Source organism: Mesorhizobium sp. WSM4904 (assembly GCF_029674545.1).
GTDB lineage: Bacteria > Pseudomonadota > Alphaproteobacteria > Rhizobiales > Rhizobiaceae > Mesorhizobium.
This window is the reverse complement of sequence record NZ_CP121354.1, coordinates 1115459-1140025: the sequence shown is the minus strand read 5'-3', so window position 1 is coordinate 1140025 and position 24567 is coordinate 1115459. Positions and strand designations below refer to the sequence as shown.

The following is a 24567-nucleotide window of genomic DNA, read 5'->3' as shown; positions in this document are numbered from 1 at the left end:
GCAGTCTTCCCGTTAAGGCGCGAGACGCGCGGCAGGTGACCCGATGGGGTCGTCGCCATGAGCCGCGTCATGGACGGAAACACGGAAGGCCGCCGGCTTCGTCAAGAAGCGGCGGCCTTTTCCTTTGGTAGCTGATCTGCGCTCGCCTAAGGCAATCCAGGAAATGTGCCGCGGAACCGGCGCCGCTACTTGGTCACTGTGAGGTTGTCGATGTTGCGCACGATCGACTGGAAAGCCTGGTCGAGCTCCGTGCCGTTGGCGGCCTGATAGAAATGCGTGATGCTCGCCGTGTCCGGGCTGGCGCAAGCCTGCAACGTCGACTTGGCGTTCTTTTCGGTGAGGTCGAAGCCGATCGTGAAGATTTCGATACCCTGGTCGCGCATCGCGGAGCACAGCGTCGTCGCGGCGGTGCGTGTCTGCTCCTTGCCGGCGGCGTTATAAACCTGGCCCACGCTGGTGGCATCAAAATAGGAAAGGTTGAACTCGCCGTCGGTCATCAGGATCGCGTATTTGGCGACCTTCTTCGGATCCATCTTGGCCGGCCGCTCCGAAACCTTCATCACGCCGCCCCAGTTCTCGGACAGCATGTACCAGGCCCACTGCACGCCGATATGGCCGGCGGTGCCGCCGGAGGCGACGAAGCCCTTGATGACATTCTTCAGTGCCGTGGCGTCCGCTGTCAGCGGCTTCACCGCCGCGGCCGGACAAGCGGACGTGCCGGTCTGTTGGGCGAACGGGGACAGGAAATAGTCGCGGTTGACCATGCCGACGTCCGGCCCGGCGTCCGAATATTGATAGGTGCCCTTGCGCTCGGTCGCGCAGGTATCGGGCCGCGCCGGCGCCGACACCATTTGCGGGTCGCCATTGCCCGGCGCCTGCTTGCGCTCGCTTAGCTTGGTTTCGACGAAGACGGTGCTTGCGGCAAGTGGACCGACATTGACAGAGTTGGCGTAGGGAACGATCGCCACCCGCACACGAGGATTGGCCGAGTCCTGGCCGGTGAGGAACGAGTCGACCGCATTGCCGGCTGCCGTCTTCAAATCCTTGATCTTCTGCCCCGCCATCGAGCCGGTGATGTCGAGCATCATCGCCACCTCGACCTTCTTGTCCGAATAGAGCGCGGTGGTCGACGTGGTCACGCGCTGCATGTCGCCCACGCTGAAGATCGGAAAATAGAGGCCGATATCGGCATGCACATCCGCCTGCACGGTTTTCGCCGTTCTGTCGACGGTTAGCTTGTCGAGCACGATCTGGTTGGCCTGCAGCACACCGGCGGTGCTGTTGGCGTCGAGAAATGCCTGCACCGATCGGTTGGCATCGGCTTCCTTGATGACGCCGAGGGTGAGATCGCGTGCCGTCGAGGTGACGGCGGCGTCGACGACGCCCTGCAAGCTCGATTTCGCGTTGTAGAGCTGCGAGATATTGACCGCGAATCCCACCCCCAGCGCCAGGACCGATGCGGCAATCCCGAACAGAACCGCGAAATTGCCTCCGCGATCCCGGGCAAAGCCGTCCACCCCACGAACGAGACCCCCGTGAACGAGACCTTTGAACTGCCGCATCCTTCCGCCCCCGCTGACTGCGGCGTCGAGCCGCTCGACGCAGGCGCTGCAGGATTTCGGCCAGGTAAGGACGCCGGGCCTCGAAAAGCGCCCGCCGATCAGTTAACTTATTGTTTTTGCTTGCTTTTCGCAGACGGCAAGGTGAATGGCGGGTAAACGACGATGCGGTGGCGTGAATGCCGTTCAGGAAGCGCTTACCATGTTCTGCTGAGCGATTGCGGCCCTTCCCGCTTCGGCACAGCAGGATGTGTCCCGAAGTGGGCCAGCAGTGGTGTTGAAGCCATGGTGAGACAGCCGTCCGGTCTGCCGAATTGCGCGCCTGTCCTGCCGCCGATGCGATGACGAGGCGCGGCCCCGCGGCTTCCCACGCGGCGTTGGTCGGTCTAGACTGTGACCGCGTTTCGCCCTCCCCGAAAACGAATCTCCAGGAAATCCGATGTTCGCAGGCAGAAAGTTCGCCGCCTTCCTTTTCGACATGGACGGCACGGTGCTCAACTCGATCGCGGCGGCGGAACGTGTGTGGACTGAGTGGGCAAATCGCCATGGCCTTGACGTCGCCAGCTTCCTGCCGACGATCCATGGCAAGCGCGCGATTGAGACGATCGCTGCGCTGGAGCTTCCAGGCATAGATGCCGTGGCGGAAGCCGATGCTCTGCTCAAGGCCGAGGCGGACGATCTCGAAGGCATCGTCCCGATTCCCGGCTCCGTCGCCTTTCTCAATTCGCTGCCGCCCGAGCGCTGGGCGATCGTCACTTCGGCGCCGCGCGAGCTGGCGCTGCTGCGCATGGCGGCGGCCGGCATTCCGGTTCCGGCCATGATGGTGTCGGCCGAGGACGTCACCCGCGGCAAGCCGGCGCCTGACTGCTTCCTGCTGGCGGCAGAACGTCTCGGCGTCGAGGCGCGCGATTGCCTGGTCTTCGAGGATGCGCCGGCCGGCATCGCGGCCGGCGAAGCTGCCGGCGCCTCGGTGATGGTGATCAGCGCCACGCACGTCCATGCGATGCAGACGCAGCACGCCAGCATCGCCACCTACGACGCGCTCGGCGTTGCCGTGGACGACAGCGGCTGGATGGTCGTCGAGCCGCAGCGCGACGCGGCTTAGGATGCGCTGAGATTCAGATCAGGCATATCCGCCTAAAAATCGCTGGTCAGGCCTTTCACTTCCCAGTCGCCGTAGCGCCCGGGTTCCTTGCCGCCGCGGCCGCCGATTTCCTTCGGCAGTTGGGCTTCCGCCTCGCGGTATGCCTGTCGCCTGGCCTCGGCCTCTGCCAGCGCGCGCTCGGCCGCCGGCGTCAGCGTCCTTTGCGGCTTGTCGCCTTCGGGAGCGGTTTCGGTTTTGCTGGGGCGTTCGGTCATGCGATATGCCTTGCCAATTAAAACAGGGAGCCGATTAAAGCGGAGGGTCGATTGAAACGGGGGCCGGCCTTTCCCATCATATAGCCATGACAACCGCAGGATCGACCCCTGTTCGCCACCACGCCAGACGGAAGAGACGATGAACACGCTTCGCACCGCCATGCTTCTTGCCGCGATGACCGCGCTGTTCATGGGCGTCGGCTTTCTGATCGGCGGCACGGGCGGCATGATGATCGCGCTCTTGATCGCCGCCGGCATGAACCTGTTCAGCTATTGGAATGCCGACAAGATGGTGCTGTCGATGAACCGCGCCGTCGAGGTCGACGAGAAGAACGCCCCCGAATATTATGCGATCGTCCAGGCGCTGGCCAAGCAGGCCGGCCTGCCGATGCCGAAGACTTATCTGATCGACAGCCCGCAGCCCAACGCTTTCGCCACCGGCCGTAACCCTCAGAACGCCGCGGTGGCCGCGTCGACCGGCCTGCTGGAGCGCCTCAGCCACGAAGAGGTCGCGGCGGTGATGGCGCATGAGCTTGCCCATGTGCAGCACCGCGACACATTGACCATGACGATCGTCGCGACGCTCGCCGGCGCGATTTCGATGCTCGGCAATTTCGCCTTCTTCTTCGGCGGCAGCCGCGACAACAACAACCCGTTCGGCTTCGTCGGGGTGCTGGTGGCGATGCTCGTGGCACCCTTTGCCGCCATGATCGTGCAGATGGCGGTGAGCCGCACCCGCGAATACGAGGCCGACCGACGCGGCGCCGAGATCTGCGGCCACCCGCTGTGGCTAGCCTCCGCGCTCGACAAGATCGCGCGCGGCGCCGAGCGCATTCCCAACCCGGACGCCGAGCGCAATCCGGCCATGGCGCATCTCTTCATCATCAATCCGCTTCACGGCGAGCGCATGGACAATCTGTTTTCGACCCATCCGAACACCGAGAACCGCATCGCCGCCCTGCAGCAGATGGCCAGTGAGATGGACGGCGGCGCGCGGGCCGCCCGGCGCGAGGCGCCGGCGCCACCCCAGCCAGACGAGCCGCGGACAGGCCCATGGGGCAGGCGGCCGGCTGAGTCCGCGCCGCCGGCTGAGCCGGAGCGGCCGAAGCCCAATCCGTGGGGCCGCAACCCGACCGGCCCCCGCGGCGCCGGACCCAAAGGTCCGTGGTCGTGAGCGGAGCAAAACGCCGACCGCAAATCCCGGGCAGACGTGACGGCAATGCGGGCGAGGCGATTACCGGCCTTGCCGCGCGCAAGGCCGCCGCGCGCCTGCTTGCCGCCGTCATCGATGCCCGTACGCCGCTCGACGGCCTGACCGACAACGAGCACGGACACCCGCAATACAGGGCGCTCGACCAACGCGACCGCGCATTGGTGCGCGCCATCCTGGTCACGGCGCTGCGCCACCGCATGACCATTGCCGGGCTGCTGGCCAAGCGTCTGGAGAGGCCGCTGCCTGCCAACGCAACCGCGCTCTCGCACATCCTGCACGTCGCCGCCGCGCAGATCCTGTTCCTCGACATTCCCGACAGCGCCGCCGTCGACCTTGCCGTGACACATGCCAAGTCCGATCCGCGCACGCTGCGTTTCTCCGGCCTCGTCAACGGCGTGCTGCGATCGCTTGCGCGCGCCAAGGATGCCGAGCTTGCGACGGCGCTTGCCGCGACGAGCGAGGCGCCGCAGTGGTTCGCGGACCGGCTGACCTCCGCCTACGGCGCCGACAAGGCGCGTGCCGTCCTTACCGCGCATCGCCATGAGGCGCCGGTCGACTTCACGGTCAAGTCAGACCCGGCGGCCTGGGCAGAGAAGCTGGGCGGTATCGTGCTGCCGATCGGCACGGTGCGGGTCGATAAGCTGCAGGCCGGCGTGACCGAACTGCCCGGCTTCGCCGAGGGCGCCTGGTGGGTGCAGGATGCGGCGGCAGCCCTGCCCGCGCGCCTGTTCGGCGACATCGAAGGGCAGCGCGTTGCCGATCTTTGCGCCGCGCCCGGCGGCAAGACGGCGCAGCTCATCCTTGCCGGCGCGAGCGTCACCGCCGTCGACACCTCGAGGAACCGGCTGGCGCGGCTCAAGCAGAATCTCGAGCGCCTCGGCCTGTCGGCGGAGCTGCTGCAGACCGATCTGCTCGACTACCGGCCGGCGGAGCTGTTCGACGCCGTGCTGCTCGACGCCCCCTGCTCGTCGACGGGAACCGTGCGCCGTCACCCCGACGTGCCGTGGACGAAGACCATGGCCGATGTCGAGAAACTCGCCGCGCTCCAAAAGAAGCTCCTCGCTCACGCCGTCAGTTTCGTCAAACCCGGCGGACGGATCGTCTTTTCCAACTGCTCGCTCGACCCGATCGAGGGTGAGGAGCTGTACCGCGCCTTCCTTGCCGAGACTTCCGGCGTGGCCGCCGATCCGATCCAACCGGGCGAATTCGCCGGCCTCGACCCGTTCCTGACGCCCGACGGCACGCTGCGCACGACGCCGGCCGACCTGGTGCTGAATTCACCGGGCGTTTCCGGCCTGGACGGCTTCTTTGCCGCCCGGATGAGACGGACGATTTAGGACGTTATTATATAAAACTTGCCGACTTTTTTAGCGACGACCCTGGCGACATCGCGTGAAGTGCTTCACTCCGGTGAAATCCGCCTTCGCATAAGTTCTTGAATCATATAAGCTTGTGCTTGGGGTAGCGGACAATCAGGAGGGGTTTTGGCACTTGCTGCCGGCAGCACGACGCGTCTGTGGACGCTTGTCGCGAGGGAGTTCTGGCGCAAGACGCGCCGGCGCCTGCGCGCCGGTCCCATCTATCGCTGGCGCTATTCCGGCCGCACGCCCGAGCGCGTCCTCATCGCGCCGCCGGATCTGAGGCTCGCCGATCCGCAGATCGCGCTCGAAATCTACTATGGCCGCTATCCGCTGTCCGGCCACATGGTCGAGAGCGGCGGCAAATCGCCCTTCCAGATCAACGTGCCCAACCGCGGCTGGCAAAAGTCGCTGCACGGCTTCCGCTGGCTGCGCCACATGCGCGTCGCCGGTACCGAGCTCGCCGCCGCCAACGCTCGCGCCCTTGTTTCGGACTGGATCGCCCTGCACGGCAACCAGATATCCGGCGTCGCCTGGGAGCCGGGCACGACGGCCAAGCGGGTGATCGCCTGGCTGCAGCATTCCTCGGTCGTGCTGCAGGGGGCCGAATTCCCTTTTTACCGCGCCTTCCTCAAGTCGCTCGCCATGCAGATCCGCTATCTGCGATCGATGGCGCGCGAGATGCCGGACGGCAAGGACAGGCTGCGCGCCCGCATCGCGCTTGCCTTCGCCGCCCTGTCGCTGCCCGCGCCGGCATCGGCGCTGCGCAGCGCCACGCGCAATCTCGCCGAGGAGCTCGACCGTCAGATCCTGCCTGACGGCGGCCATATCTCGCGCAATCCGATGACGGTGTTGGAATTGCTCGCCGACCTTTTGCCGCTGCGCCAGACCTATGCCAACCAGGCCGAGGCGCCGCCATCCGCCTTGATCAACGCCATCGACCGCATGCTGCCGGCGCTGCGCTTCTTCCGCCACCAGGACGGCAGCCTCGCTCGCTTCAACGGCATGGGCGCCACGATCCACGACCGCATCGCCACCATCCTGCGCCACGACGACACGGTCGGCGCGCCGCTGCTGCACGCGCCGCATTCCGGCTACGAGCGCCTGTCGATGGGCGGCGTGACGGTGATCGCCGATACCGGCCTGCCGCCGCCGATCGACGTCTCCAACGCCGCCCATGCCGGCTGCCTCGCCTTCGAGCTTTCTTCCGGACGCCAGCACTTCATCGTCAACGCCGGCATCGACACTTACGGCGCCGCCGAATTCCGGCCGCTCGCCCGCGCCACCGCCGCGCATTCGACCGCCACCGTCAACGATACGTCCTCGGCGCGCTTCAGCCATTCGCTGCGCGTCAGCGACCTGCTCGGCTCGCCGCTGATCGGCGGCCCGCAGCACGTGCCCTGCAAGCGCATCGACCAGAAGGGCGTGCACGGCTTCGTCGCCCGCCACGACGGCTATGCCGCGCGCTTCGGCTTCCTGCACGAGCGTGAGCTGAAGCTGGCGGAGAACGGCAATGTGCTCACCGGCCGTGACCGCTTCCTGCGCCCAGGCGGCTCGGCGATCCGCAACAATGGCCGCGACTTCGTGACCGTGCGCTTCCACATCCATCCCGACATCAACCTGCTGCAGGACGAGCAGGACCGCCTGACCCTGGCGGCCTCCCAGGGCGACACCTGGGTCTTCACCTGCGCGGAAGTGGTGCCCGAGATCGAGGAATCGATCTATTTCGCCGGACTTGGCGGACCGCGCCGTACCCGCCAGATCGTGCTTGCCTTCAAGGCCTCGGAGATCGCCGAAGTGCACTGGCAGCTGACGCGCACCGTCATCGCCGGCTATCCCGAGAACAACTGAGCGTCTCCGGACAAATCAGGCTGCAAGCTTGATTTCCGGGCCTCATATGCTACGGCCCGCGAACGCTCTCCAACCAGCCTCGAAAGGCCGCAAGCCCATGGCCGTCCCCGCCAAGAACATTCCGGCACCCGACCTCGTCCCGGTTCGCCGCGCGCTGCTTTCCGTCTTCGACAAGACGGGTCTGGTCGACTTTGCCAAGGCGTTGGCCGCAGCCGGCGTCGAGCTAGTCTCCACCGGCGGCACGGCGAAGGAGATCGCAGGGGCCGGCCTTGCAGTCCGCGACGTTTCGGAGCTGACCGGCTTTCCCGAGATCATGGATGGTCGCGTCAAGACTTTGCATCCGTCGGTGCATGGCGCGCTGCTCGGTGTCCGCGACGATCCCGAGCACGCGAAGGCAATGCACGATCACCACATCCAGCCGATCGACCTCGTCGTCTCCAACCTCTACCCGTTCGAGGAAGTCCGCCGTTCCGGCGCCGGCTACGCCTCGATCGTCGAGAACATCGACATCGGCGGCCCGGCGATGATCCGCGCCTCGGCCAAGAACCATGCCTATGTCGCCATCGTCACCGACCCGGAGGACTACGCGGCGGTGCTCAACGCGCTGGAGATGAACCTCGGCTCGCTGTCGCTCGATTTCCGCAAGAAGCTGGCGGCCAAGGCGTTTGCCCGCACCGCGACCTATGACGCGGCGATCTCCGGCTGGTTCGCCGAAGCGCTCGAGATCGAGCATCCGACCTGGCGCGCCTTCGGCGGCCGTCTCGACCAGGTGATGCGCTATGGCGAGAACCCGCATCAGAGCGCCGGCTTCTACCTCTCGGGCGACAAGCGGCCGGGCGTGGCGACGGCCAGGCAGTTGCAGGGCAAGCAGCTCTCTTACAACAACATCAACGACACCGACGCCGCCTTCGAGCTGGTCGGCGAATTCGATCCGGTCCGCTCGGCGGCGATCGCCATCATCAAGCATGCCAATCCCTGCGGCGTCGCCGAAGGTGAAACCCTGAAGGCTGCCTACGCTAAGGCACTGGCCTGCGACCCGGTCTCGGCCTTCGGCGGCATCGTCGCCATGAACCGCATCCTCGACGCCGAGGCGGCCGAGGAGATTGTCAAAACCTTCACCGAGGTGATCATCGCCCCCAACGCGACCGACGAGGCGGCCGCAATCGTCGCGGCGAAGAAGAATTTGCGCCTTCTGGTCACCGGTGGGCTCCCCGATCCACGTGCCGTCGGCACCACGGTGAAATCCGTCGCCGGCGGTCTCCTGGTGCAGAGCCGCGACAATGCGGTGGTCGACGACCTCGAGCTGAAGGTGGTGACGAAACGCGCCCCGACGCCGGCCGAGCTGGCCGACCTCAAATTCGCATTCCGCGTCGCCAAGCACGTCAAGTCGAACGCCATCGTCTATGCGAAGGACGGCGCCACCGTCGGCATCGGCGCCGGCCAGATGAGCCGCGTCGATTCCTCGCGCATCGCTGCCCGCAAGGCGCTCGACGCGGCGCAGGCGGCTGGCATGGCCGAGCCGCTGACCAAGGGCTCGGTGGTGGCTTCCGATGCCTTCTTCCCCTTCGCCGACGGCCTGCTGTCGGCGATCGAGGCCGGCGCCACGGCCGTGATCCAGCCCGGCGGCTCGATGCGCGACGACGACGTGATCGCCGCCGCCGACGAGCACGGCATCGCCATGGTGTTCACCGGAGTCAGGCATTTCAGGCATTGAGCACTTCTCCTTCTCCCCTTGTGGGAGAAGGTGGCCGCGAAGCGGCCGGATGAGGGGTGTTGGACGGAGTGAGGCGGCGGCAATTTCATGCACATTGCCAAGCTGGAACACCCCTCATCCGTCTCGGCGCTGCGCGCCGATCCACCTTCTCCCACAAGGGGAGAAGGGAAAGGCGCTACTCCACCGGCTTGTCCGCCGGGTACGGCGTCCTGACCAGGATCGCCATGCCGAGGCCGAGGAACAGCGCGATCACCGCCATGCCGAGCCGCGCCGAGCCGCTGGCGAGCGTGATCGTCGAGACCAGGAACGGCGCCAGGAAGCTGGTTGCCCGCCCGGCAAGTGCGTAGATGCCGAAATAGCGGCCGGACTCGGCCGCCGTGACACTGCGCGCCATGTAGGAGCGCGACGAAGCCTGAACCGGCCCGAAGGCGAGGCCGATCAGCAGCCCATAGAGGATGTAGGCCTTCTCGGCCGCGGTGCCGAACAGGCCGCCGGAATCGGTGGCGGGCAATTGTATCAGGCCGAGCAGCGTGAAACCCGGCCCGGTCGAGACGACGCCGACCGTCGCGAGCAGAAGCAGGACCAGCGCGATGATCACCACCGCCTTGGAGCCGAGCGCGGTGTCGAGGCGCGCGGCGATCCAGCAGCCGAAGATGGCGACGATGTTGAGGATGATGCCGAACATGCCGATCTCGGTGATCGACCAGTTGAACATGCCGGCAGCAAAGGTGCCGCCGAGCGCCAGCAGCGCGTTGACGCCGTCCTGATAGATCATGCGCGCGACGAGGAAGCGGAAAATGCCGGCGCGCTTGCGCACTTCGAAAAGCGTGGACTTCAATTCCGACAGGCCCTCGCGCACCGCGGGGCCGATCGAAAGTCCTTTGGTGGCGTCCGGCGTGAAGAAGAACATCGGCAGGATGAACAGGAAATACCAGCCGGCCGACATCGGTCCGGTGAAGCGCGCGTCTTCTCCCAGCTTCGGATCGAGCCCGAACAGCGGATCGAGGCCGATGATCGTCTTGCCGGTTTCCAGATTGCCGGCCAGGAACAGCACGACGAAGATCAGCGCCACCATGCCGCCGAGATAGCCGAGCCCCCAGGCGATGTTGGAGATCTTGCCGATCTCTGCCTTCGGCACCAGGCGAGGCATCATCGAATCGTTGAAGACGGTCGAGAATTCCGCCGCCACCGAGGCGAGCGAGAAGAGCAGCACGATCAGGAACAGGCTGGAGCCGGGCGCCGCGAACCACAAAAGCGTGAGGCTGGTGATCTTGATCGCCGCGAAGAAGGCGATCCATGGCTTGCGCGGCCCGGTCTGGTCGGCGATCGAGCCGAGCACGGGCGAAAGCACGGCGATGACCAGTCCAGCGGCGGCGATGCCGTAGCCCCAGCCCGCCTGCCCGGTGGTCGGGTCGCTCGCCATGCGCGAGACGAAATAAGGCCCGAAGATGAAGGTGGTGACGACGGTGAAGAACGGCTGCGCCGCCCAGTCGAAGAACATCCAGCCCCAGATGCCGCGCCCCGTCGCCCGCTGCACTGCTACTTCGGCCATGTCCCCTCCGGCATCATCCGCTCCGCCCGCGCGCCATGTCTGCACGTTTCCCGTTTCCTTGCAAACGAACAACTCAGTGCCACCCCTCATTGCCCTGCCGGGCATTTTTCCCCGTATAGTGACGGGGAGAAAGACGCTCTCATCGATGATTTCGCCAATCGCAGACGTCGCAGAAAGGGCGCGGCGTGGCGGCATGCTCCCTTCTCCCCGTCCTATACGGGGAGAAGGTGGCGGCAGGCGGATGAGGGGCGGCGCCGGCTTTTGCCAACGAAGCCTACATCCCAGTCAGGTCGCTCATCAGGCCCGAGGCCACCGACAGCCGCGACACGGTGATGTCGCCGCCTTCGGTCAGCGCCTGCAGCCGCTCGCGGATGCGCGCCACGCGCTCGCCGCCGGCTTCCAGCCAGGCCGCCACCGGATCCGGTGCCTTGCCGTGGCTGGTGAGCGCTGCCACCGCGATGCCGCGCCTGGCCATGCCGATCGTATCGGTCGCGCGCGACAGCGCCAGCTGATCGTAGTAGTCCGGCGGCACGATCGAGCGCGCGGCCTCCTCGACGCGCGGGATGCGGAAGGCGTCGCTTACGGCGAAGAAGGCCTTGGCAGCGCTGACGATGTCGGCGTTGCCCGTGCGCGCGGTGAGCGCGATGTCCGGGATCAGCTCGCCCACCTCGGCGAGCGCCAGCTTCTCGGCCAGTTTCTCCGGAGCGCCGTCCTTGAACAGGCCGTGACGCCGCTCCTCGATCCGCTCGCGCGAGAAGGCGGGCAACAGCGACACCAGCTTCGGCTCCAGCGCCTTGCGTGCCTCCTGCAGTTCGGCGATGCGCTGGCTGAGCGGCGCGGAACCCACATCGTGCTTCAGGTACCAGCCGCTGGTCACAAAAATGAGCCGGCTGACCGACTGATAGAGATCGAGCTGGGTCTGGCCGTCGATCTGGTTGTCGAGCCCGTCGATCTCCTTGTAGAGCGAAGGCAGCGAAAAGCCGTCGCGCACCACCGCGAAGGTGCGCACGACAGCGGCTGCGGTGCGGCCCGTCGCCTCCTGCAGCCGGTTGACGAAGGACGGCCCACCTCGGTTGACGAGGTCGTTGGCGACGACGCGCGCGATGATCTCGCGCCGCAGCCGGTGGTCGCGGATCTCGCCGGCGAATTTCTTTGCCATGCGCTCCGGGAAATAGCCCATCAGGTCGCGGTCGAAATGCGGATCGTCCGGTACGTCGCTGGCGACGATGTCGGAGAAGAGCACTATCTTGGCATAGGCGAGCAGCACGCCGAGCTCGGCCCTGGTCAGCGGTTCGCCGCGTACCTCGCGCTCGGCAAGGGCGGCCGGCGAGGGCAGCGTCTCGACGGCGCGGTCGAGCAGGCCCCGCGCTTCCAGTGCCGTCATGAAGCGCGCCTGATGCGCGATGTCGGCCAGCCCGCGCTTGCGCGCCAGCGAGAGCGCCAGCGTCTGCTGATAGTTGTTGGACAGCACCAGCGCGCCGACCTCGTCTGTCATCTCGGCGAGCAGCTTGTTGCGCGCCGGACGGCCCAGCGAACCCTTGCGCATGGCCGACGCCAGCGCGATCTTGATGTTGACCTCGACGTCGGAGCAGTTGACGCCGCCCGAATTGTCGATGGCGTCGGAGTTGCAGCGGCCGCCGCTCATGCCGAATTCGATGCGCGCCCGTTGCGTGACGCCGAGATTGGCGCCCTCGCCGATGACCTTGGCGCGGACGTCGAGCGCGGTGACGCGGATAGCGTCGTTGGCGCGGTCGCCGACATCGGCATTGGTCTCGCCGGATGCCCTCACATAGGTGCCGATGCCGCCGAACCACAGAAGGTCGACAGGGGCTTTGAGGATGGCGTTCATGATCTCGACCGGCGTGGCCGTGGTCTTCCCCAGCCCGATCGCCGTGGCGGCCGCCTGCGGCAGGGTGATCGACTTCTGGCTGCGCGAGACGATGACGCCGCCTTCCGACAGTTTCGACTTGTCGTAGTCCTGCCAGGACGAACGCGGCAGCGCGAACATGCGCTGCCGCTCGGCCATCGAGGCCGCCATGTCGGGATCGGGATCGATGAAGATGTCGCGATGGTCGAAGGCGGCGATCAACTTGGTGGCCGGTGACAGGAGCATGCCGTTGCCGAACACGTCGCCCGACATGTCGCCGACGCCGACGACGGTGAAGGGCGTGGTCTGGATGTCGCGGTTCATCTCGCGGAAATGCCGCTTCACCGCCTCCCAGGCGCCCTTGGCGGTGATGCCCATCTTCTTGTGGTCATAGCCGGCCGAGCCGCCGCTGGCGAAGGCGTCGTCGAGCCAGAAATCGTGCTTCTCGGAAATGGCGTTGGCGGTGTCGGAGAACGTCGCCGTGCCCTTGTCGGCGGCGACGACGAAATACGGATCGTCAGGATCGCGCCGCACCACGCCGGCCGGCGGGATGACGCCGCCTATACCGATATTGTCGGTGATCGAAAGCAGGCTGGAGATGAAATTCTTGTAGGCCGAGGTGCCGGCCTCGAAGATCGCGTCGCGGCCGGCGCTCATCGGCAGCTTCTTCGGATAGAAGCCGCCCTTGGCGCCGACCGGCACGATGACCGCGTTCTTCACCTGCTGCGCCTTGACCAGCCCCAGCACCTCGGTGCGGTAGTCCTGGGCGCGGTCGGACCAGCGCAGGCCGCCGCGCGCCACAGGGCCGAAGCGCAGATGCACGCCCTCGACCTCCGAGCCGTAGACGAAGATCTCGCGCCACGGTCGCGGCGCCGGCAGGCCGTCGACCGCCTGCGAGTCCAGCTTGATCGCCAGCGACTGCCCCTTCTCCTTCGTATCGGCTACGAAATGATTGGTGCGCAGCGAGGCCTCGATGAGGTTGAGGTAGCGGCGGATGATGGTGTCGTCATCGATGTTGGGCACCTCTTCCAGCGCGTCCTTGATCTTGGCCTTGAGGTGCTTGGCGGCGACCACGCCCTCGGTTTCGGCGGTCGGTCCGAGGCGGGCGACGAACAATTGATGCAGGCCGCGTGCGATGTCGGGATAGCGGTTGAGCGCGGCGGCGATGAAATCCTGGCTCTGCGGAATGCCGGCCTGCTGCAAGTAGCGGCCATAGGCGCGCAGGATGGTGATCTCGCCCGACCACAGACCCGCGGTCTGGGCCAGGCCGTTATAGCCGTCATTGTCGACATCGCCACGCCACACCGACAGGAAGGCGTCCTCGAACAGCGCGCCGCCATCGGCAAGATCTATTCGCGCGCCGTAACTGTTCTCCAGCTCCATGTCGTGGATGAAGACCTTGCCGGAGCCCGTGTCGGCGACCTCGAAGGTGCGCTCGCTGATGACGCGGAAGCCGATGTTTTCCAGCACCGGAACGCGACGCGACAGCGCGACAGGGCTGCCATAGTGATGGATTTTCAGCGCCGCCTGATGCGGCTTCTGGTCGGCATGGCGGTAATAGTCGATGGCGATCGGATTGTCGGGGCCGATCCTGGCGATACGACCGGCATCGGCCAGCGCCACCGCTGCCGAGAACGAGTCGCGATAGCTTTCCGGGAAGCGAGCGGCGATGCTCTTCAGTGTCGGGTCGCTGCCGGCCGCTTCCGCGGCTTCGGAAAGCGCGTCCTCCCAGGTGCGCACGATATCGCGGATCGCCGCCTCGATGGTCGCCTGCTCGATCTTCGGCGTCTTGCCGCCGGAGCGGCCGATGATGAAGTGAACGCGCGCCAGCCCGCCTTCCGGGAAGGCTGGATAATAGGCGGAGAGCCGGCCCTCGAACACTGTCTTGAGGTAAGTGCCGATCTTCTCGCGCACGACGCTATCATAGCGGTCGCGCGGCACGAAGACGAGGATCGAAACGAAACGATCGAACTGGTCGACGCGCACCAGCGCCCTGATCCGCGGCCGCTCGATCAGCCCGAGAATGGCGTTGGCATGCTTTCTGAGGATCGGCACCGGCACCTGGAAGAACTCATCGCGCGGATAGCTCTCCAGCACGTTGATCAGCGCCTTGCCGGAATGGTCGTTCGGATTGAAGCCGGATTTGGCGATGATCGTTTCGGCCTTCGAGCGCAGATAGGGGATTTTCATCACCGAGCGCGTGTACGCGGTCGAGGTGAACATGCCGACGATGCGCAGCTCGCCGGCAAGCGCCCCCTTGGCCGTATAGGTCTTGACGCCGATGTAATCGAGGTAGATGCGGCGATGCACGGAGGACTTGGCATTCGCCTTGGTGACGATCAGCGGCTCAGGGCCGTGCAGGAAGGCGCGGATTTCCGGCGTCGTCGTCACCGCCTCGGTACCTCGCCTCAGCACCAGCACGTCGGGATCGGTCAGGATGCCGAGGCCGGGCTTGTCGGCGCGCTCCAGCGTGCCGCTTTCCTCGCCGCCGACATATTTGAATTCGCGCATGCCGAGAAAGGTGAAATTGTCGTCACGCAGCCATTCGAGAAAGGCGATCGCCTCGGCGACGCTCTTCTTGTCGAGCGGCACGGCCGAATAACGGAATTCGGAAATGGCCTGGTCGAGGCGGGCGAGCATCCGCTTCCAGTCGGTGACGGCGGCGCGGACCTGATTGAGTATCTTGCGCAGACGCTCGGTGAGAGCGGCCGCCTGTTCCGCGGTCAGCCGCGGGATATGGACGTGGACGACGCTCAGCCGGTCGTCATCTTCCTTGCCGGCGTCGCCCAGGACCTGCGCGACGCCCGCCTTGTCGTGCCGGACTGTGACGATGGGATGGGTGACCAGGGTCGGTTCGCCGGAGGACTCGGCGATCTCGCCGAGGACGGAATCGAACAGGAACGGCATGTTGTCGTTGACGACGGTGATAACCGTGATCGGCCTGCCGCCGCAGGCAACGCCCGAATCGGCCTCGACCGCGACGACGCTCTCGCCCTTCTTGTGGCCGGCGACCGCTCGGGCAGCGAGTTCGCCCGCGCGTTCCAGGTCGGCCACGTCATAGGCCGCGACATCCTCCGCCGGTGCGCGGGCAAGCAGGTAGTCGGCAAGCCTTGCCGGCTTGTCTTCCATCTTCGCGGTGGCCGCAGCTTTCTTTTTCGGCTTGGATTTTACGCTGGCCATGACGCCCTCCCGTGGCATGCTTTTGCGACTATGGTAGCAGATGAGCGCTGTTTGGCGACAAAGGTTTGACGACGCTTTAAAAAATTCGAACCGACGCCATCGCCCTGCAAGGAGAACGACCATGACCGACAGAATTACGGCGCTCGACCTGGTCCAGGCGGAGCTCAGCGAGGCGACGAAAGCCTATTTCGCCAAATGCGAGGAGAAGCTCGGCCTCGTTCCCAACGTGCTTCTGGCCTACGCCTTCGACGAGAAGAAGCTGCGCGCCTTCACCGACATGTACAACGATTTGATGCTGGGCGAGTCCGGCCTGTCGAAGCTGGAGCGCGAGATGATCGCGGTGGTCGTGTCCTCGATCAACCATTGCTTCTACTGCCTGACCGCGCATGGCGCGGCGGTGCGCCAGCTGTCGGGCGAGCCCGCGCTGGGCGAGATGATGGTGATGAATTTCCGCGCCGCAGAGCTTCCCCCTCGCCAGCGCGCGATGCTGGAATTCGCGGTCAAGCTGACGGAAGAGCCGGCCAAGATCGTCGAGGCCGACCGCGCCGCCTTGCGTGAAGCCGGTTTCACCGACCGCGACATCTGGGACATCGCATCGACCGCCGCCTTCTTCAACATGTCGAACCGCGTGGCGGCCGCCGTCGACATGCGGCCGAACCCCGAATACCACGCCATGGCGCGGTGACGCCCTTTACATTAGCGGGTTCGAATTTTTCATTGCCCGCCCCGCCGTTTGGTCCGATGATCAAGGATTGCGGCGTGGCCGCATATCCGATTGCGGCACAGCCGCATATCGACGATTGCAAGCGGCGTAGCCGCATGCCGGTTCGACGCCGCCGACAAGGGAGGAAGAACATGGCGAAATATCTCTACGTCTATCACGGCTCCGGCAAGATGCCGACCGACGAGGCGGAACGAAAAGCGGCGATGGACGCCTGGACCGGCTGGTATGACAAGCTGGGCACCGCCGTCGTCGACGGCGGCAATCCGGTCGGCATGTCGAGAACGGTGCTGCCCGGCGGCACAGTCGAGAACAATGGCGGCAGCAATCCAACCGCCGGCTACACGATCGTCGAGGCGAAGGACATCGACGATGCCGTCGCCAAGGCCAAGGATTGCCCGATCCTGTTGGACCCGGCCTTCAGCGTCGAGATCGCGCCGATCATCGAGATGATGTGATACAAGCGGCATGCTGCGATCGTTGCGATAGTACCTGCCATTGTCATGACGCAGGCGCGATCGACGATTGTCATCGGGCTAGCGCCGGCGCCGCCCCTCACCTGCCTGCCGGCATCCTCTCCCCGTATAGTGACGGGGAGAGGGACGCTCTCATCCATGTTTTCGCCAATCGTCAGCGTTGCAGGAGAAGGCGCCAAGGTCGCGGTCTCCCCTTCTCCCCGTCACTATACGGGGAGAAGGTGCCGGCAGGCGGATGAGGGGCAGCGCCGACGTTCCAAGTTGAGCCGCGCCACCGTTCCGTCGGCCGAAGAAGAACCCTTGCTCCCCCGCCGCCGCACGGCTAGAAGAGCCGACCCTTTACCGATTTCGAGCCAGACTTTGCCTCAGTAACCGCCGGTCTCGTCAACTCCCCGAAAGCACCCGCAGGCGCAGCTTTGGCGGCCCCTGCATTCGTTTCACGTGTTCTTCAGGCGGCGGTTTCGAGACCGGTTTGGCATTGCTGAGCCCGTCGCGCATCCGCGCCGACGCCTGATTTCCAACATCGCAGCCTTTGCCACGCCGTGCCCGCATTGGGCATGATCCCGCAGAAGATCATGCTCGAGCAGAGAGGGCATCTCGGACATCGCCGGCCTGACGGACTTCCCGACGGGAAGGGCCTGCCGGCATGTCTGGACTGTTGCGTATCCGCTGGGCGATCGCGCCGAAAATCGCGCCTCGACCTCTCATCAATTGCAACCGCTGCCGCAAGGTAAAACCCTACCAGTGCAGCGGCAAATTCCGCGTCAACGCCAACGGCAAGCGCATCGATGCCTGGCTGATCTACCGCTGCGCGGACTGCGACAATTCCTGGAACCGCACCATTTTTGAGCGCTGCAATCGTCGCGACATCGAACCGGCGCTGCTTGCGGCGCTCGAAAAAAACGATCCATCGCTCGTGCGGCGTCATGCGTTCGATGCCATGGCGTTACGGAGCCGGATCGGACGGATCGAGGAATTTCCAGACGTCACGGTCCGAAAAGAGCTGCTGCACGGCGGGCCAGACTGCGCCGTCGCGCTTTGGCTCGAGCTGCGGCTCGAAGCCGTGACGCCCCTGCGGCTCGACCGGCTGCTTGCCGGCGAGCTCGGCATGTCGCGATCGAGGCTGCAAGCCTGGGAAGAGCGGCAGAAGCTCTCCGTCGAGCCGGATGGCGCCAAAGCCCTGCGCAGGCCGGCGCGCGACGGCACCGCTATCCGCATAGACCTTGCCGGCGAAGCCGATCGCGACGCCATCCTGTCGGCTGCATGCGGATGAATCGAAAAGGGAGGGAGCAACTGCTCCCTCCCCAATGACTGCCTGCGAAAAAGGCTTACGCCGCGCCCATCACCTTGGTCGCCTTCTCGAAGCGCTTGCGCTCGTTCGGGTCGAGATAGAGCTTGCGCAGGCGGATGGTCTTCGGTGTCACCTCGACCAGCTCGTCGTCCTGGATCCAGGCCAGCGCCCGCTCCAGCGTCATGCGGACCGGCGGCGTCAGCTTCACCGCCTCGTCCTTGCCGGCGGCGCGGATGTTGGTGAGCTTCTTGCCCTTCAGCACGTTCACTTCCAGGTCATTGTCGCGGCTATGGATGCCGATGATCATGCCCTGATAGACTTTGACGCCCGGATCGATGATCATCGGGCCGCGGTCCTCCAGGTTCCACATCGCATACGCGACCGATTCGCCCTGCTCGTTGGAGATCAGCACGCCGTTGGTGCGGCCGGGCAATTCGCCCTTATAGGGCTCGTAGGCGTAGAACAGCCGGTTCATCACGGCGGTGCCGCGCGTGTCGGTCAACAGCTCCGACTGGTAGCCGATCAGGCCGCGGGTGGGCGCATGGAAGACCAGGCGCTGACGGTTGCCGCCGGACGGACGGAGCTCGACCATCTCTGCCTTGCGCTCCGACATTTTTTGCACGACGACGCCGGCATGCTCCTCGTCGACGTCGATGACGACTTCCTCGACCGGCTCGAGCAGCTGGCCGTCGTCACCCTTCTGCATGACGACGCGCGGCCGCGACACGGCGATCTCGAAGCCTTCGCGGCGCATCGTCTCGATCAGCACCGCAAGCTGCAATTCGCCGCGGCCGGAAACGAAGAAGGAATCCTTCTCCGCCGATTCCTCGATCTTGAGCGCGACATTGCCTTCGGCCTCGCGCAGCAGCCGGTCGCGGATGACGCGGCTGGTCACCTTGTCGCCTTCGGTGCCGGCAAGCGGGCTGTCGTTGACGAGGAAGGACATGGTCACTGTCGGCGGATCGATCGGCTGCGCGTGCAGCGGCTCGGTCACGCTCGGGTCGCAGAAAGTGTCGGCGACGGTGCCCTTCGACAGGCCGGCGATCGCCACGATGTCGCCCGCCTGCGCTTCCTCGATCGGCTGGCGCTCGAGGCCGCGGAAGGCAAGGATCTTCGAAATACGTCCGGTCTCGATCTGCGTGCCGTCATGGTGCAGCACCTTGACCGCCTGGTTGGGCTTCAGCGAGCCGGATTCGATGCGACCGGTGATGATGCGGCCGAGGAACGGGTTGGCTTCCAGAATGGTGCCGATCATGCGGAACGGGCCGGGATGCACCGTCGGCGCCGGCACGTGCTTGACGACGAGGTCGAAGAGCGGCGCCAGACCCTGATCCTTCGGACCTTCCGGGTTTTCAGAAACCCAGCCGTCGCGGCCGGAACCGTAGAGGATTGGGAAATCGAGCTGCTCGTCGGTGGCGTCGAGCGCGGCGAAGAGGTCGAACACCTCGTTGACCACCTCGATGTGGCGGGCGTCCGGGCGGTCGATCTTGTTGATGACGACGATCGGGCGCAGGCCCACCTTGAGCGCCTTGCCGACGACGAATTTGGTCTGCGGCATCGGGCCTTCGGCGGCATCGACCAGCACGATCGCCGAATCCACCATCGACAGGATGCGCTCGACCTCGCCGCCGAAATCGGCGTGTCCGGGCGTGTCGACGATGTTGATGCGGGTGCCCTTCCAGTCGACCGAGGTCGCCTTGGCAAGGATGGTGATGCCGCGTTCCTTTTCGAGGTCGTTGGAATCCATGGCGCGCTCGGCGACGCGCTGGTTGTCGCGGAAGGCGCCGGACTGTTTCAGGAGCTGGTCGACGAGGGTGGTTTTCCCATGGTCGACATGCGCGATGATCGCGATATTGCGGAGGTTCATTTGTCTGGTCTCGGGAGCGTTGCAGGCAGCAGGCTTAAGAAGCGCCGCCTTTTTCGGTTGCGCGGCTCATACAAGGTTTTTCGCAATTGCGAAAGGGGAGGCCCCGCCCCAAATACATGGTCACTGATTCTTAAACGTCTTGGTGTGAAATGATTCTGTTAACCAAGGCGGAACCTTTGAGGGGCCGGGCAGTTCGATGTTCATGACCGATCAGATGTCCAGATTGCGTCCGGTTTTCGCTTGGGCGGCGCTCGGCGTGCTGGTTGCGGCCGGCGCCGCGCAGTCGGCGGCAGCCCTCAAGCAAGCCAACCCGGCGCGCTCGTCCGACACGCGGACGGCCGAGCAGATGTTCGCCGACGCCCCCGACGGCGTCGACCCGATCGTCACCGGCCCGGTCAGCGCCGCCTTCAAGCAGCGGCAGAAGGCAGCGAACTGCGACGCGGCGGTATGGCCGAACGTTCCCGCGACCTGCTATCCGGATTGACGCCCTTCATCGCCTTTCCGAAGTTCCGGGGTCGCCGCAACGCTTTCGCGTCACGCGGCTGTTGAGCTTAGGGTGCGTTGAGATTCAGGTCAGGCCGAGCCGAGAACGGTGGCTTCCGAGAACCGGAGCGGAGCGTACTTTAAGTACGTGAGCACCGGAAGCGCAGGAAACCATCGTTCGCAGGCCGGCATCACCTGAATATCAACGCAGCCTAAGCCGAGCGTACCGGATCGAGCGTGACCTTGTAGAGTTCGTTGTCGTCGCGATCCATCAGCCGCACGGTGAGCTGCTCTGTGGCGCCGGAAATATCGACCAGCCCGAAGAACTGCAGCCCGGCCGAAGGCGGCAGGTTCTGGCCCTGCTCGGCGGTCGGCGCCTTGATGAACTTCAGCTCCGGACCGAAGGTCATGTCGAGCTCGTTGGGACCGAAGGTGCCGGCGTGGATCGGGCCGGAGACGAACTCCCAGAACGGGCTGAAATCCTGGAACTGCGCCTTGTCCGGGTTGTAGTAGTGCGCCGCCGTGTAATGGACGTCGGCGGTGAGCCACACCGTGTTGGTGATGCCGGCATTCTTGATGTAGCGCAGCAGATCGGCGAATTCGAGCTCGCGGCCCTTCGGGGCGCCATTGTCGTGATTGCTGACGGCTTCGAAGCCGACCTTCTTTGCCGCGTCGTCCCAGACGACGAGGCTGAGCGGCATGTCGGCGGCGATGATCTTCCAAGTCGCCTTGGAGTTCGCCAGCTCGCGCTTCAGCCATTTGGTCTGCTGCTCGCCGAGCATGCGCGACTTCGGCGTCAGCGTCTCCTCCAGGTCCGGGCCGTTCGGGCCGCGATAGGAACGCATGTCGAGGAAGAAGACATCGAGCAGCGGGCCGTAAGCGATCTTGCGGTAGACGCGGCCGGGCTCCGACGGCTCGTAGCGGATCGTCGTCATCTCGTGGAAGGCGCGCGCGGCACGTGCGGCCAGCACGTGGATCGACTTTTCCTTGTAGCGGTCGTCAGCGGTCAGGTTCTTCGAATCCGACCAGTTGTTCAGCACCTCGTGGTCGTCCCACTGATAGAAGGTCGGGCAGATGGCGGAGAGGCCAAGCACGTGCTTGTCCACCATGTTGTATTTCCACTGGTCGCGGTATTCGTCGAGCGTCTCGGCGACCTTGCGCTTGCCGTCGATCATGACGACGTTCTTCCACTTGCCGCCGCCGGGCAGGTCGACCTCGTCCTTCATGGCGCCGTCGGCATAGATCGTGTCGCCCGAATGTAGGAAGAAGTCCGGCGTGTGCTTGGCGATGGTCGAATAGGTCTTCATGCCGGTCTCGTCGATGCCCCAGCCCTGGCCGGCGGTGTCGCCCGACCAGGCGAAGCGCACGTCGCGCTTCGAGGCCGGCGCGGTGCGGAAGCGGCCGACGATCGGCTCGGAGACGGCGTTGACGTCGGAAAGGTCGGCCGCAGTCATGCGGTAGAAGATGTCCTGGTCGGCGGCGAGGTCGGTGAGCAGCCGCTTCACCGTGTAGTCGCTGGCGGGCGAGGTATCGAGCGGCGCGAGCCTGACTGCGTCGGCGAAGCTCTCCGTCGTCGACACTTCATACATCACGCGCGCCGGGCGGTCGGTGCGGGTCCAGACCATGCCGGAGGTGGCGTCGACATCGCCGGACTGGACGCCATGAGTGAAAGCCGGCCGCTGATTGGCGCGGGAATAGTAAGGCAGCGCGAGGCCGGAGGCGCCGACGAGGCCAAAGGCGCTGGCTGAGGTGACGAAAGCGCGGCGGGTCAACGAGAGCTTGTTCATGGCTGTCTCCGGACGGCGTTGAACGGGACCGCCAAGCTCTCGCCTCAATGTTTCAGGCGCATATCGAAACCATGAAGTTTTGATAACAGTCGACATCTTCCTTCTCCCCTTGTGGGAGAAGGTGAATCGGCGCGACAGCGCCGAGACGGGTGAGGGGTGCGCGAAGGAACGAGGCGCAGAAAAACAAGTGTTTCAAGCGCTCAGTTCTGCGGCGCAGCGATCCTTCCAACACCCCTCATCCGGCCGAGCTTCGCTCGGCCACCTTCTCCCACAAGGGGAGAAGGAAAAGAAGCACCTCAAGCCGCCTGTGGCTCCGGCTCGAAAGCCGGCTTGCTCGTATTGATCAGCAGCGAGATGCACGCCGCGGCGATGCCCGTCATGCCGGCGATCATGAAGGCGAGCTCGTAATTGCCCTGCAGTTCGCGCATGGTGCCGCCGAAGGCAGCCGCTGCCGCCGCGCCCACCTGGTGACCGGCGACGATCCAGCCGAAGACGATCGGTCCGCTGCGGTCGCCGAAGGCTTCGTTGGCGAGCCTCAGCGTCGGCGGCACGGTGGCGATCCAGTCGAGCCCGTAGAGCACGGCGAAGACGATCAGGCTGACCGCCGAAAAGCCGGAATAAGGCAGGTAGATCAGCGACAGGCCGCGTACGGCGTAGTAGACGCCGAGCAGCTTGCGCGGATCGAAGCGGTCTGTGAGCCAGCCGGACAGCGTCGTGCCGATCAGGTCGAATATGCCCATCATCGACAGCAGCCCGGCTGCCTGCACCTCGCCGATGCCCATGTCGCCGCAGAAGGCGATGAGATGCGTGCCGACCAGACCATTGGTGGTGAAGCCGCAGACGAAGAAGGTGGCGAACAGATACCAGAACACTCTCGTACTCGCGGCACGGCGCAGCGTGGAGAGCGTGTGTGTCAGGAAATTGCCCTGCGAGGCCGGCGACACCGGCGGCACGTCGTCCGCGTCGGCGCCGTAGCGGACCTCGCCGATCGAGGCCGGGCGCTCCGGGATCAGCAGGAACACGATCGGCACCAGGGCAGCAGTTGCAATGGCAACGGCAATCGCCACCGGCTTCCAGCCGCCGGCCTGGGCCAGCGAGGCGATCAGCGGCAGGAACACCAGCATGCCGGTGGCGCTGGACGCCGACATCAGGCCCATCATCAGGCCGCGATTGGTCTTGAACCAGCGGTTGACGATCGTGGCGCCGAGCACGCTCGCCACCGCGCCGGAGCCGATGCCGGAAAATACGCCCCAGGTGATGAAGAGATGCCAGGGCTCGGTCATCAGCAGGCTGAGCGCGGTCGAGCCCGACATGATCAGCAGCGCGGCGAGCAGCGTGCGGCGCAGCCCGATGCGCTCCGTCAGCGCCGCGGCGAACGGCCCGGTCAGCCCGTAGAGCAGGATGCCGACGCCGGCAGCCATCGAGATCACGTCGCGACGCCAGCCGAAGCTCGCCTCCAGCGGCAGCATCATGACGGAGGGCGCGGAGCGCAGCCCGGCGGCGATCAGCAGGCAGAGAAAAATGACCGCAACGACGACGAAGGCGTAGCGCTGGCCAAACGGACGGGACTGGGCTATCATGTTACTGACCGGTACGTTGCAATTAGGTGGCGCCATACATACGTACCGGTCAGTAACATTGTCAAGCGAGTTTGTTGAATGCCATCGGACAATAAAATTGAAGCGTCGATGAACGACGCGCCCGCAGCGCCGGCGCCGAAGGCCGCCGACAAGATCCTCGACGTGGCGCGCGACCTGTTCTACCGCGAAGGCATCCGGGCGATCGGCGTCGACGAGATCGTCAGGCGCGCCGGCGTCACCAAGCCCAGCCTCTACCGCAGCTTCCCGTCCAAGGACGAGCTTGCCGCTTCCTATCTGCGCCAATACGACCTCGAATTCTGGCAGCGTTTCGACGAAGCGGTCGATGCGCATCCGGGCAATCCACGCGCCCAGATCATCGCCTTCCTCACCCGCGTCGGCAAGCGCACGCAAAAGCCCGACTATCGCGGCTGCGGGATGACCAATGCGGCGGTCGAATATCCCGAGCATGGTCATCCGGCGCGCGTCGTCAGCGAGAACAACAAGCAGGAACTGCGCCGGCGCCTGCGCGCCATGGCCGCGACGATGGGCGCTGCTGACTCGGACACGCTCGGCGACGGGCTGCTGCTTCTGATCGAGGGCGCCTATATCAGCGGCCAATTGTTCGGCCTCGGCGGACCGGCGGCATCGGTCGCCCGCAACGCCGATCTCCTGATCGAGGCCAGCTTGAAGAAATGAAGTTTTCGAACGC

At 65.3% G+C, this 24567-nt stretch carries 17 protein-coding genes; 10 read left to right on the top strand and 7 right to left on the bottom strand.

The annotated features are described in order from the left end of the window. Positions 1-185: 185 nt before the first annotated feature. Entirely contained in the window at positions 186-1562 is a 1377-nt protein-coding gene (locus QAZ47_RS05420) for a pilus assembly protein (protein ID WP_278205984.1), read from the bottom strand. A 436-nt stretch (positions 1563-1998) separates the two neighbouring features. Here QAZ47_RS05420 and QAZ47_RS05415 point away from each other — a divergent pair, with 436 nt between their 5' ends. Beyond that, positions 1999-2664: an HAD-IA family hydrolase gene (locus QAZ47_RS05415; protein ID WP_278232773.1), complete on the top strand. Its 666-nt coding sequence runs from the start codon at positions 1999-2001 to the stop codon at positions 2662-2664. 32 nt (positions 2665-2696) lie between these two features. Here the strand turns inward: QAZ47_RS05415 and QAZ47_RS05410 are convergent, their stop codons facing one another. Further along, the gene (locus QAZ47_RS05410) at positions 2697-2918 is read right to left on the bottom strand and encodes a DUF1674 domain-containing protein (RefSeq protein WP_278205982.1); all 222 of its coding nucleotides are present in this window, start codon (positions 2916-2918) and stop codon (positions 2697-2699) included. A gap of 139 nt (positions 2919-3057) precedes the next feature. On the opposite strand from QAZ47_RS05410, the gene htpX reads away from it, so the two are divergent. The 4 genes from htpX to purH all read left to right on the top strand — a co-directional run bounded on the left by htpX (position 3058) and on the right by purH (position 9054). Then, on the top strand, positions 3058-4092 hold the full coding sequence (htpX, locus tag QAZ47_RS05405) for a zinc metalloprotease HtpX (protein WP_278205981.1): 1035 nt from the start codon (positions 3058-3060) through the stop codon (positions 4090-4092). Then, a complete protein-coding gene (locus QAZ47_RS05400) occupies positions 4083-5468 on the top strand; it encodes an RsmB/NOP family class I SAM-dependent RNA methyltransferase (protein ID WP_278232772.1) in 1386 nt (461 codons plus the stop codon). Before htpX ends, QAZ47_RS05400 begins: the two co-directional genes overlap by 10 nt. 147 nt (positions 5469-5615) lie before the next feature. Then, entirely contained in the window at positions 5616-7340 is a 1725-nt protein-coding gene (locus QAZ47_RS05395) for a heparinase II/III family protein (protein ID WP_278232771.1), read from the top strand. A 97-nt stretch (positions 7341-7437) separates the two neighbouring features. Beyond that, positions 7438-9054 carry a bifunctional phosphoribosylaminoimidazolecarboxamide formyltransferase/IMP cyclohydrolase gene (purH, locus tag QAZ47_RS05390; RefSeq protein WP_278232770.1) on the top strand — a complete coding sequence of 539 codons (1617 nt, stop codon included), beginning with the start codon at positions 7438-7440 and terminating at the stop codon, positions 9052-9054. 175 nt (positions 9055-9229) lie between these two features. On the opposite strand, the gene QAZ47_RS05385 is transcribed toward purH, so the two are convergent. Both QAZ47_RS05385 and QAZ47_RS05380 read right to left on the bottom strand, forming a co-directional pair. Beyond that, positions 9230-10606: an MFS transporter gene (locus QAZ47_RS05385; protein WP_278232769.1), complete on the bottom strand. Its 1377-nt coding sequence runs from the start codon at positions 10604-10606 to the stop codon at positions 9230-9232. Positions 10607-10880: 274 nt separating this feature from the next. Continuing rightward, positions 10881-15653 carry an NAD-glutamate dehydrogenase gene (locus tag QAZ47_RS05380; RefSeq protein ID WP_278232768.1) on the bottom strand — a complete coding sequence of 1591 codons (4773 nt, stop codon included), beginning with the start codon at positions 15651-15653 and terminating at the stop codon, positions 10881-10883. Positions 15654-15774: 121 nt separating this feature from the next. Between QAZ47_RS05380 and QAZ47_RS05375 the strand changes: the two genes are divergently transcribed. The 3 genes from QAZ47_RS05375 (at position 15775) to QAZ47_RS05365 (ending at position 18123) form a co-directional block, all read left to right on the top strand. Next, positions 15775-16338 carry a peroxidase-related enzyme gene (locus QAZ47_RS05375; RefSeq protein ID WP_278205974.1) on the top strand — a complete coding sequence of 188 codons (564 nt, stop codon included), beginning with the start codon at positions 15775-15777 and terminating at the stop codon, positions 16336-16338. A gap of 170 nt (positions 16339-16508) precedes the next feature. Further along, positions 16509-16832, top strand: coding sequence for a hypothetical protein (locus QAZ47_RS05370; RefSeq protein WP_278232767.1), 324 nt, complete (start codon positions 16509-16511; stop codon positions 16830-16832). A gap of 664 nt (positions 16833-17496) precedes the next feature. Further along, a complete protein-coding gene (locus tag QAZ47_RS05365; RefSeq protein ID WP_278232766.1) occupies positions 17497-18123 on the top strand; it encodes a DUF1062 domain-containing protein in 627 nt (208 codons plus the stop codon). A 55-nt stretch (positions 18124-18178) separates the two neighbouring features. Here the strand turns inward: QAZ47_RS05365 and typA are convergent, their stop codons facing one another. Next, entirely contained in the window at positions 18179-20008 is a 1830-nt protein-coding gene (gene typA / locus QAZ47_RS05360) for a translational GTPase TypA (RefSeq protein ID WP_278075932.1), read from the bottom strand. A 214-nt stretch (positions 20009-20222) separates the two neighbouring features. Between typA and QAZ47_RS05355 the strand changes: the two genes are divergently transcribed. Further along, the gene (locus QAZ47_RS05355; RefSeq protein WP_278205970.1) at positions 20223-20492 is read left to right on the top strand and encodes a hypothetical protein; all 270 of its coding nucleotides are present in this window, start codon (positions 20223-20225) and stop codon (positions 20490-20492) included. Between the two features lie 211 nt (positions 20493-20703). Here the strand turns inward: QAZ47_RS05355 and QAZ47_RS05350 are convergent, their stop codons facing one another. Both QAZ47_RS05350 and QAZ47_RS05345 read right to left on the bottom strand, forming a co-directional pair. Further along, the gene (locus tag QAZ47_RS05350) at positions 20704-22278 is read right to left on the bottom strand and encodes an alkaline phosphatase (protein ID WP_278232765.1); all 1575 of its coding nucleotides are present in this window, start codon (positions 22276-22278) and stop codon (positions 20704-20706) included. A gap of 296 nt (positions 22279-22574) precedes the next feature. Next, complete coding sequence (locus QAZ47_RS05345) at positions 22575-23858, bottom strand: MFS transporter (RefSeq protein ID WP_278232764.1); 1284 nt, start codon at positions 23856-23858, stop codon at positions 22575-22577. A 78-nt stretch (positions 23859-23936) separates the two neighbouring features. Between QAZ47_RS05345 and QAZ47_RS05340 the strand changes: the two genes are divergently transcribed. Further along, complete coding sequence (locus QAZ47_RS05340; protein ID WP_278205967.1) at positions 23937-24554, top strand: TetR/AcrR family transcriptional regulator; 618 nt, start codon at positions 23937-23939, stop codon at positions 24552-24554. Positions 24555-24567: the final 13 nt, after the last annotated feature.

Coding starts and splice junctions, on each gene's coding strand:
- QAZ47_RS05420 (WP_278205984.1), bottom strand. CDS start 1,562: ATGCGGCAGTTCAAAGGTCTCGTTCACGGGGGTCTCGTTCGTGGGGTG.
- QAZ47_RS05415 (WP_278232773.1), top strand. CDS start 1,999: ATGTTCGCAGGCAGAAAGTTCGCCGCCTTCCTTTTCGACATGGACGGC.
- QAZ47_RS05410 (WP_278205982.1), bottom strand. CDS start 2,918: ATGACCGAACGCCCCAGCAAAACCGAAACCGCTCCCGAAGGCGACAAG.
- htpX (WP_278205981.1), top strand. CDS start 3,058: ATGAACACGCTTCGCACCGCCATGCTTCTTGCCGCGATGACCGCGCTG.
- purH (WP_278232770.1), top strand. CDS start 7,438: ATGGCCGTCCCCGCCAAGAACATTCCGGCACCCGACCTCGTCCCGGTT.
- QAZ47_RS05385 (WP_278232769.1), bottom strand. CDS start 10,606: ATGGCCGAAGTAGCAGTGCAGCGGGCGACGGGGCGCGGCATCTGGGGC.
- QAZ47_RS05380 (WP_278232768.1), bottom strand. CDS start 15,653: ATGGCCAGCGTAAAATCCAAGCCGAAAAAGAAAGCTGCGGCCACCGCG.
- QAZ47_RS05375 (WP_278205974.1), top strand. CDS start 15,775: ATGACCGACAGAATTACGGCGCTCGACCTGGTCCAGGCGGAGCTCAGC.
- QAZ47_RS05370 (WP_278232767.1), top strand. CDS start 16,509: ATGGCGAAATATCTCTACGTCTATCACGGCTCCGGCAAGATGCCGACC.
- QAZ47_RS05365 (WP_278232766.1), top strand. CDS start 17,497: ATGTCTGGACTGTTGCGTATCCGCTGGGCGATCGCGCCGAAAATCGCG.
- typA (WP_278075932.1), bottom strand. CDS start 20,008: ATGAACCTCCGCAATATCGCGATCATCGCGCATGTCGACCATGGGAAA.
- QAZ47_RS05355 (WP_278205970.1), top strand. CDS start 20,223: ATGTCCAGATTGCGTCCGGTTTTCGCTTGGGCGGCGCTCGGCGTGCTG.
- QAZ47_RS05350 (WP_278232765.1), bottom strand. CDS start 22,278: ATGAACAAGCTCTCGTTGACCCGCCGCGCTTTCGTCACCTCAGCCAGC.
- QAZ47_RS05345 (WP_278232764.1), bottom strand. CDS start 23,858: ATGATAGCCCAGTCCCGTCCGTTTGGCCAGCGCTACGCCTTCGTCGTC.
- QAZ47_RS05340 (WP_278205967.1), top strand. CDS start 23,937: ATGCCATCGGACAATAAAATTGAAGCGTCGATGAACGACGCGCCCGCA.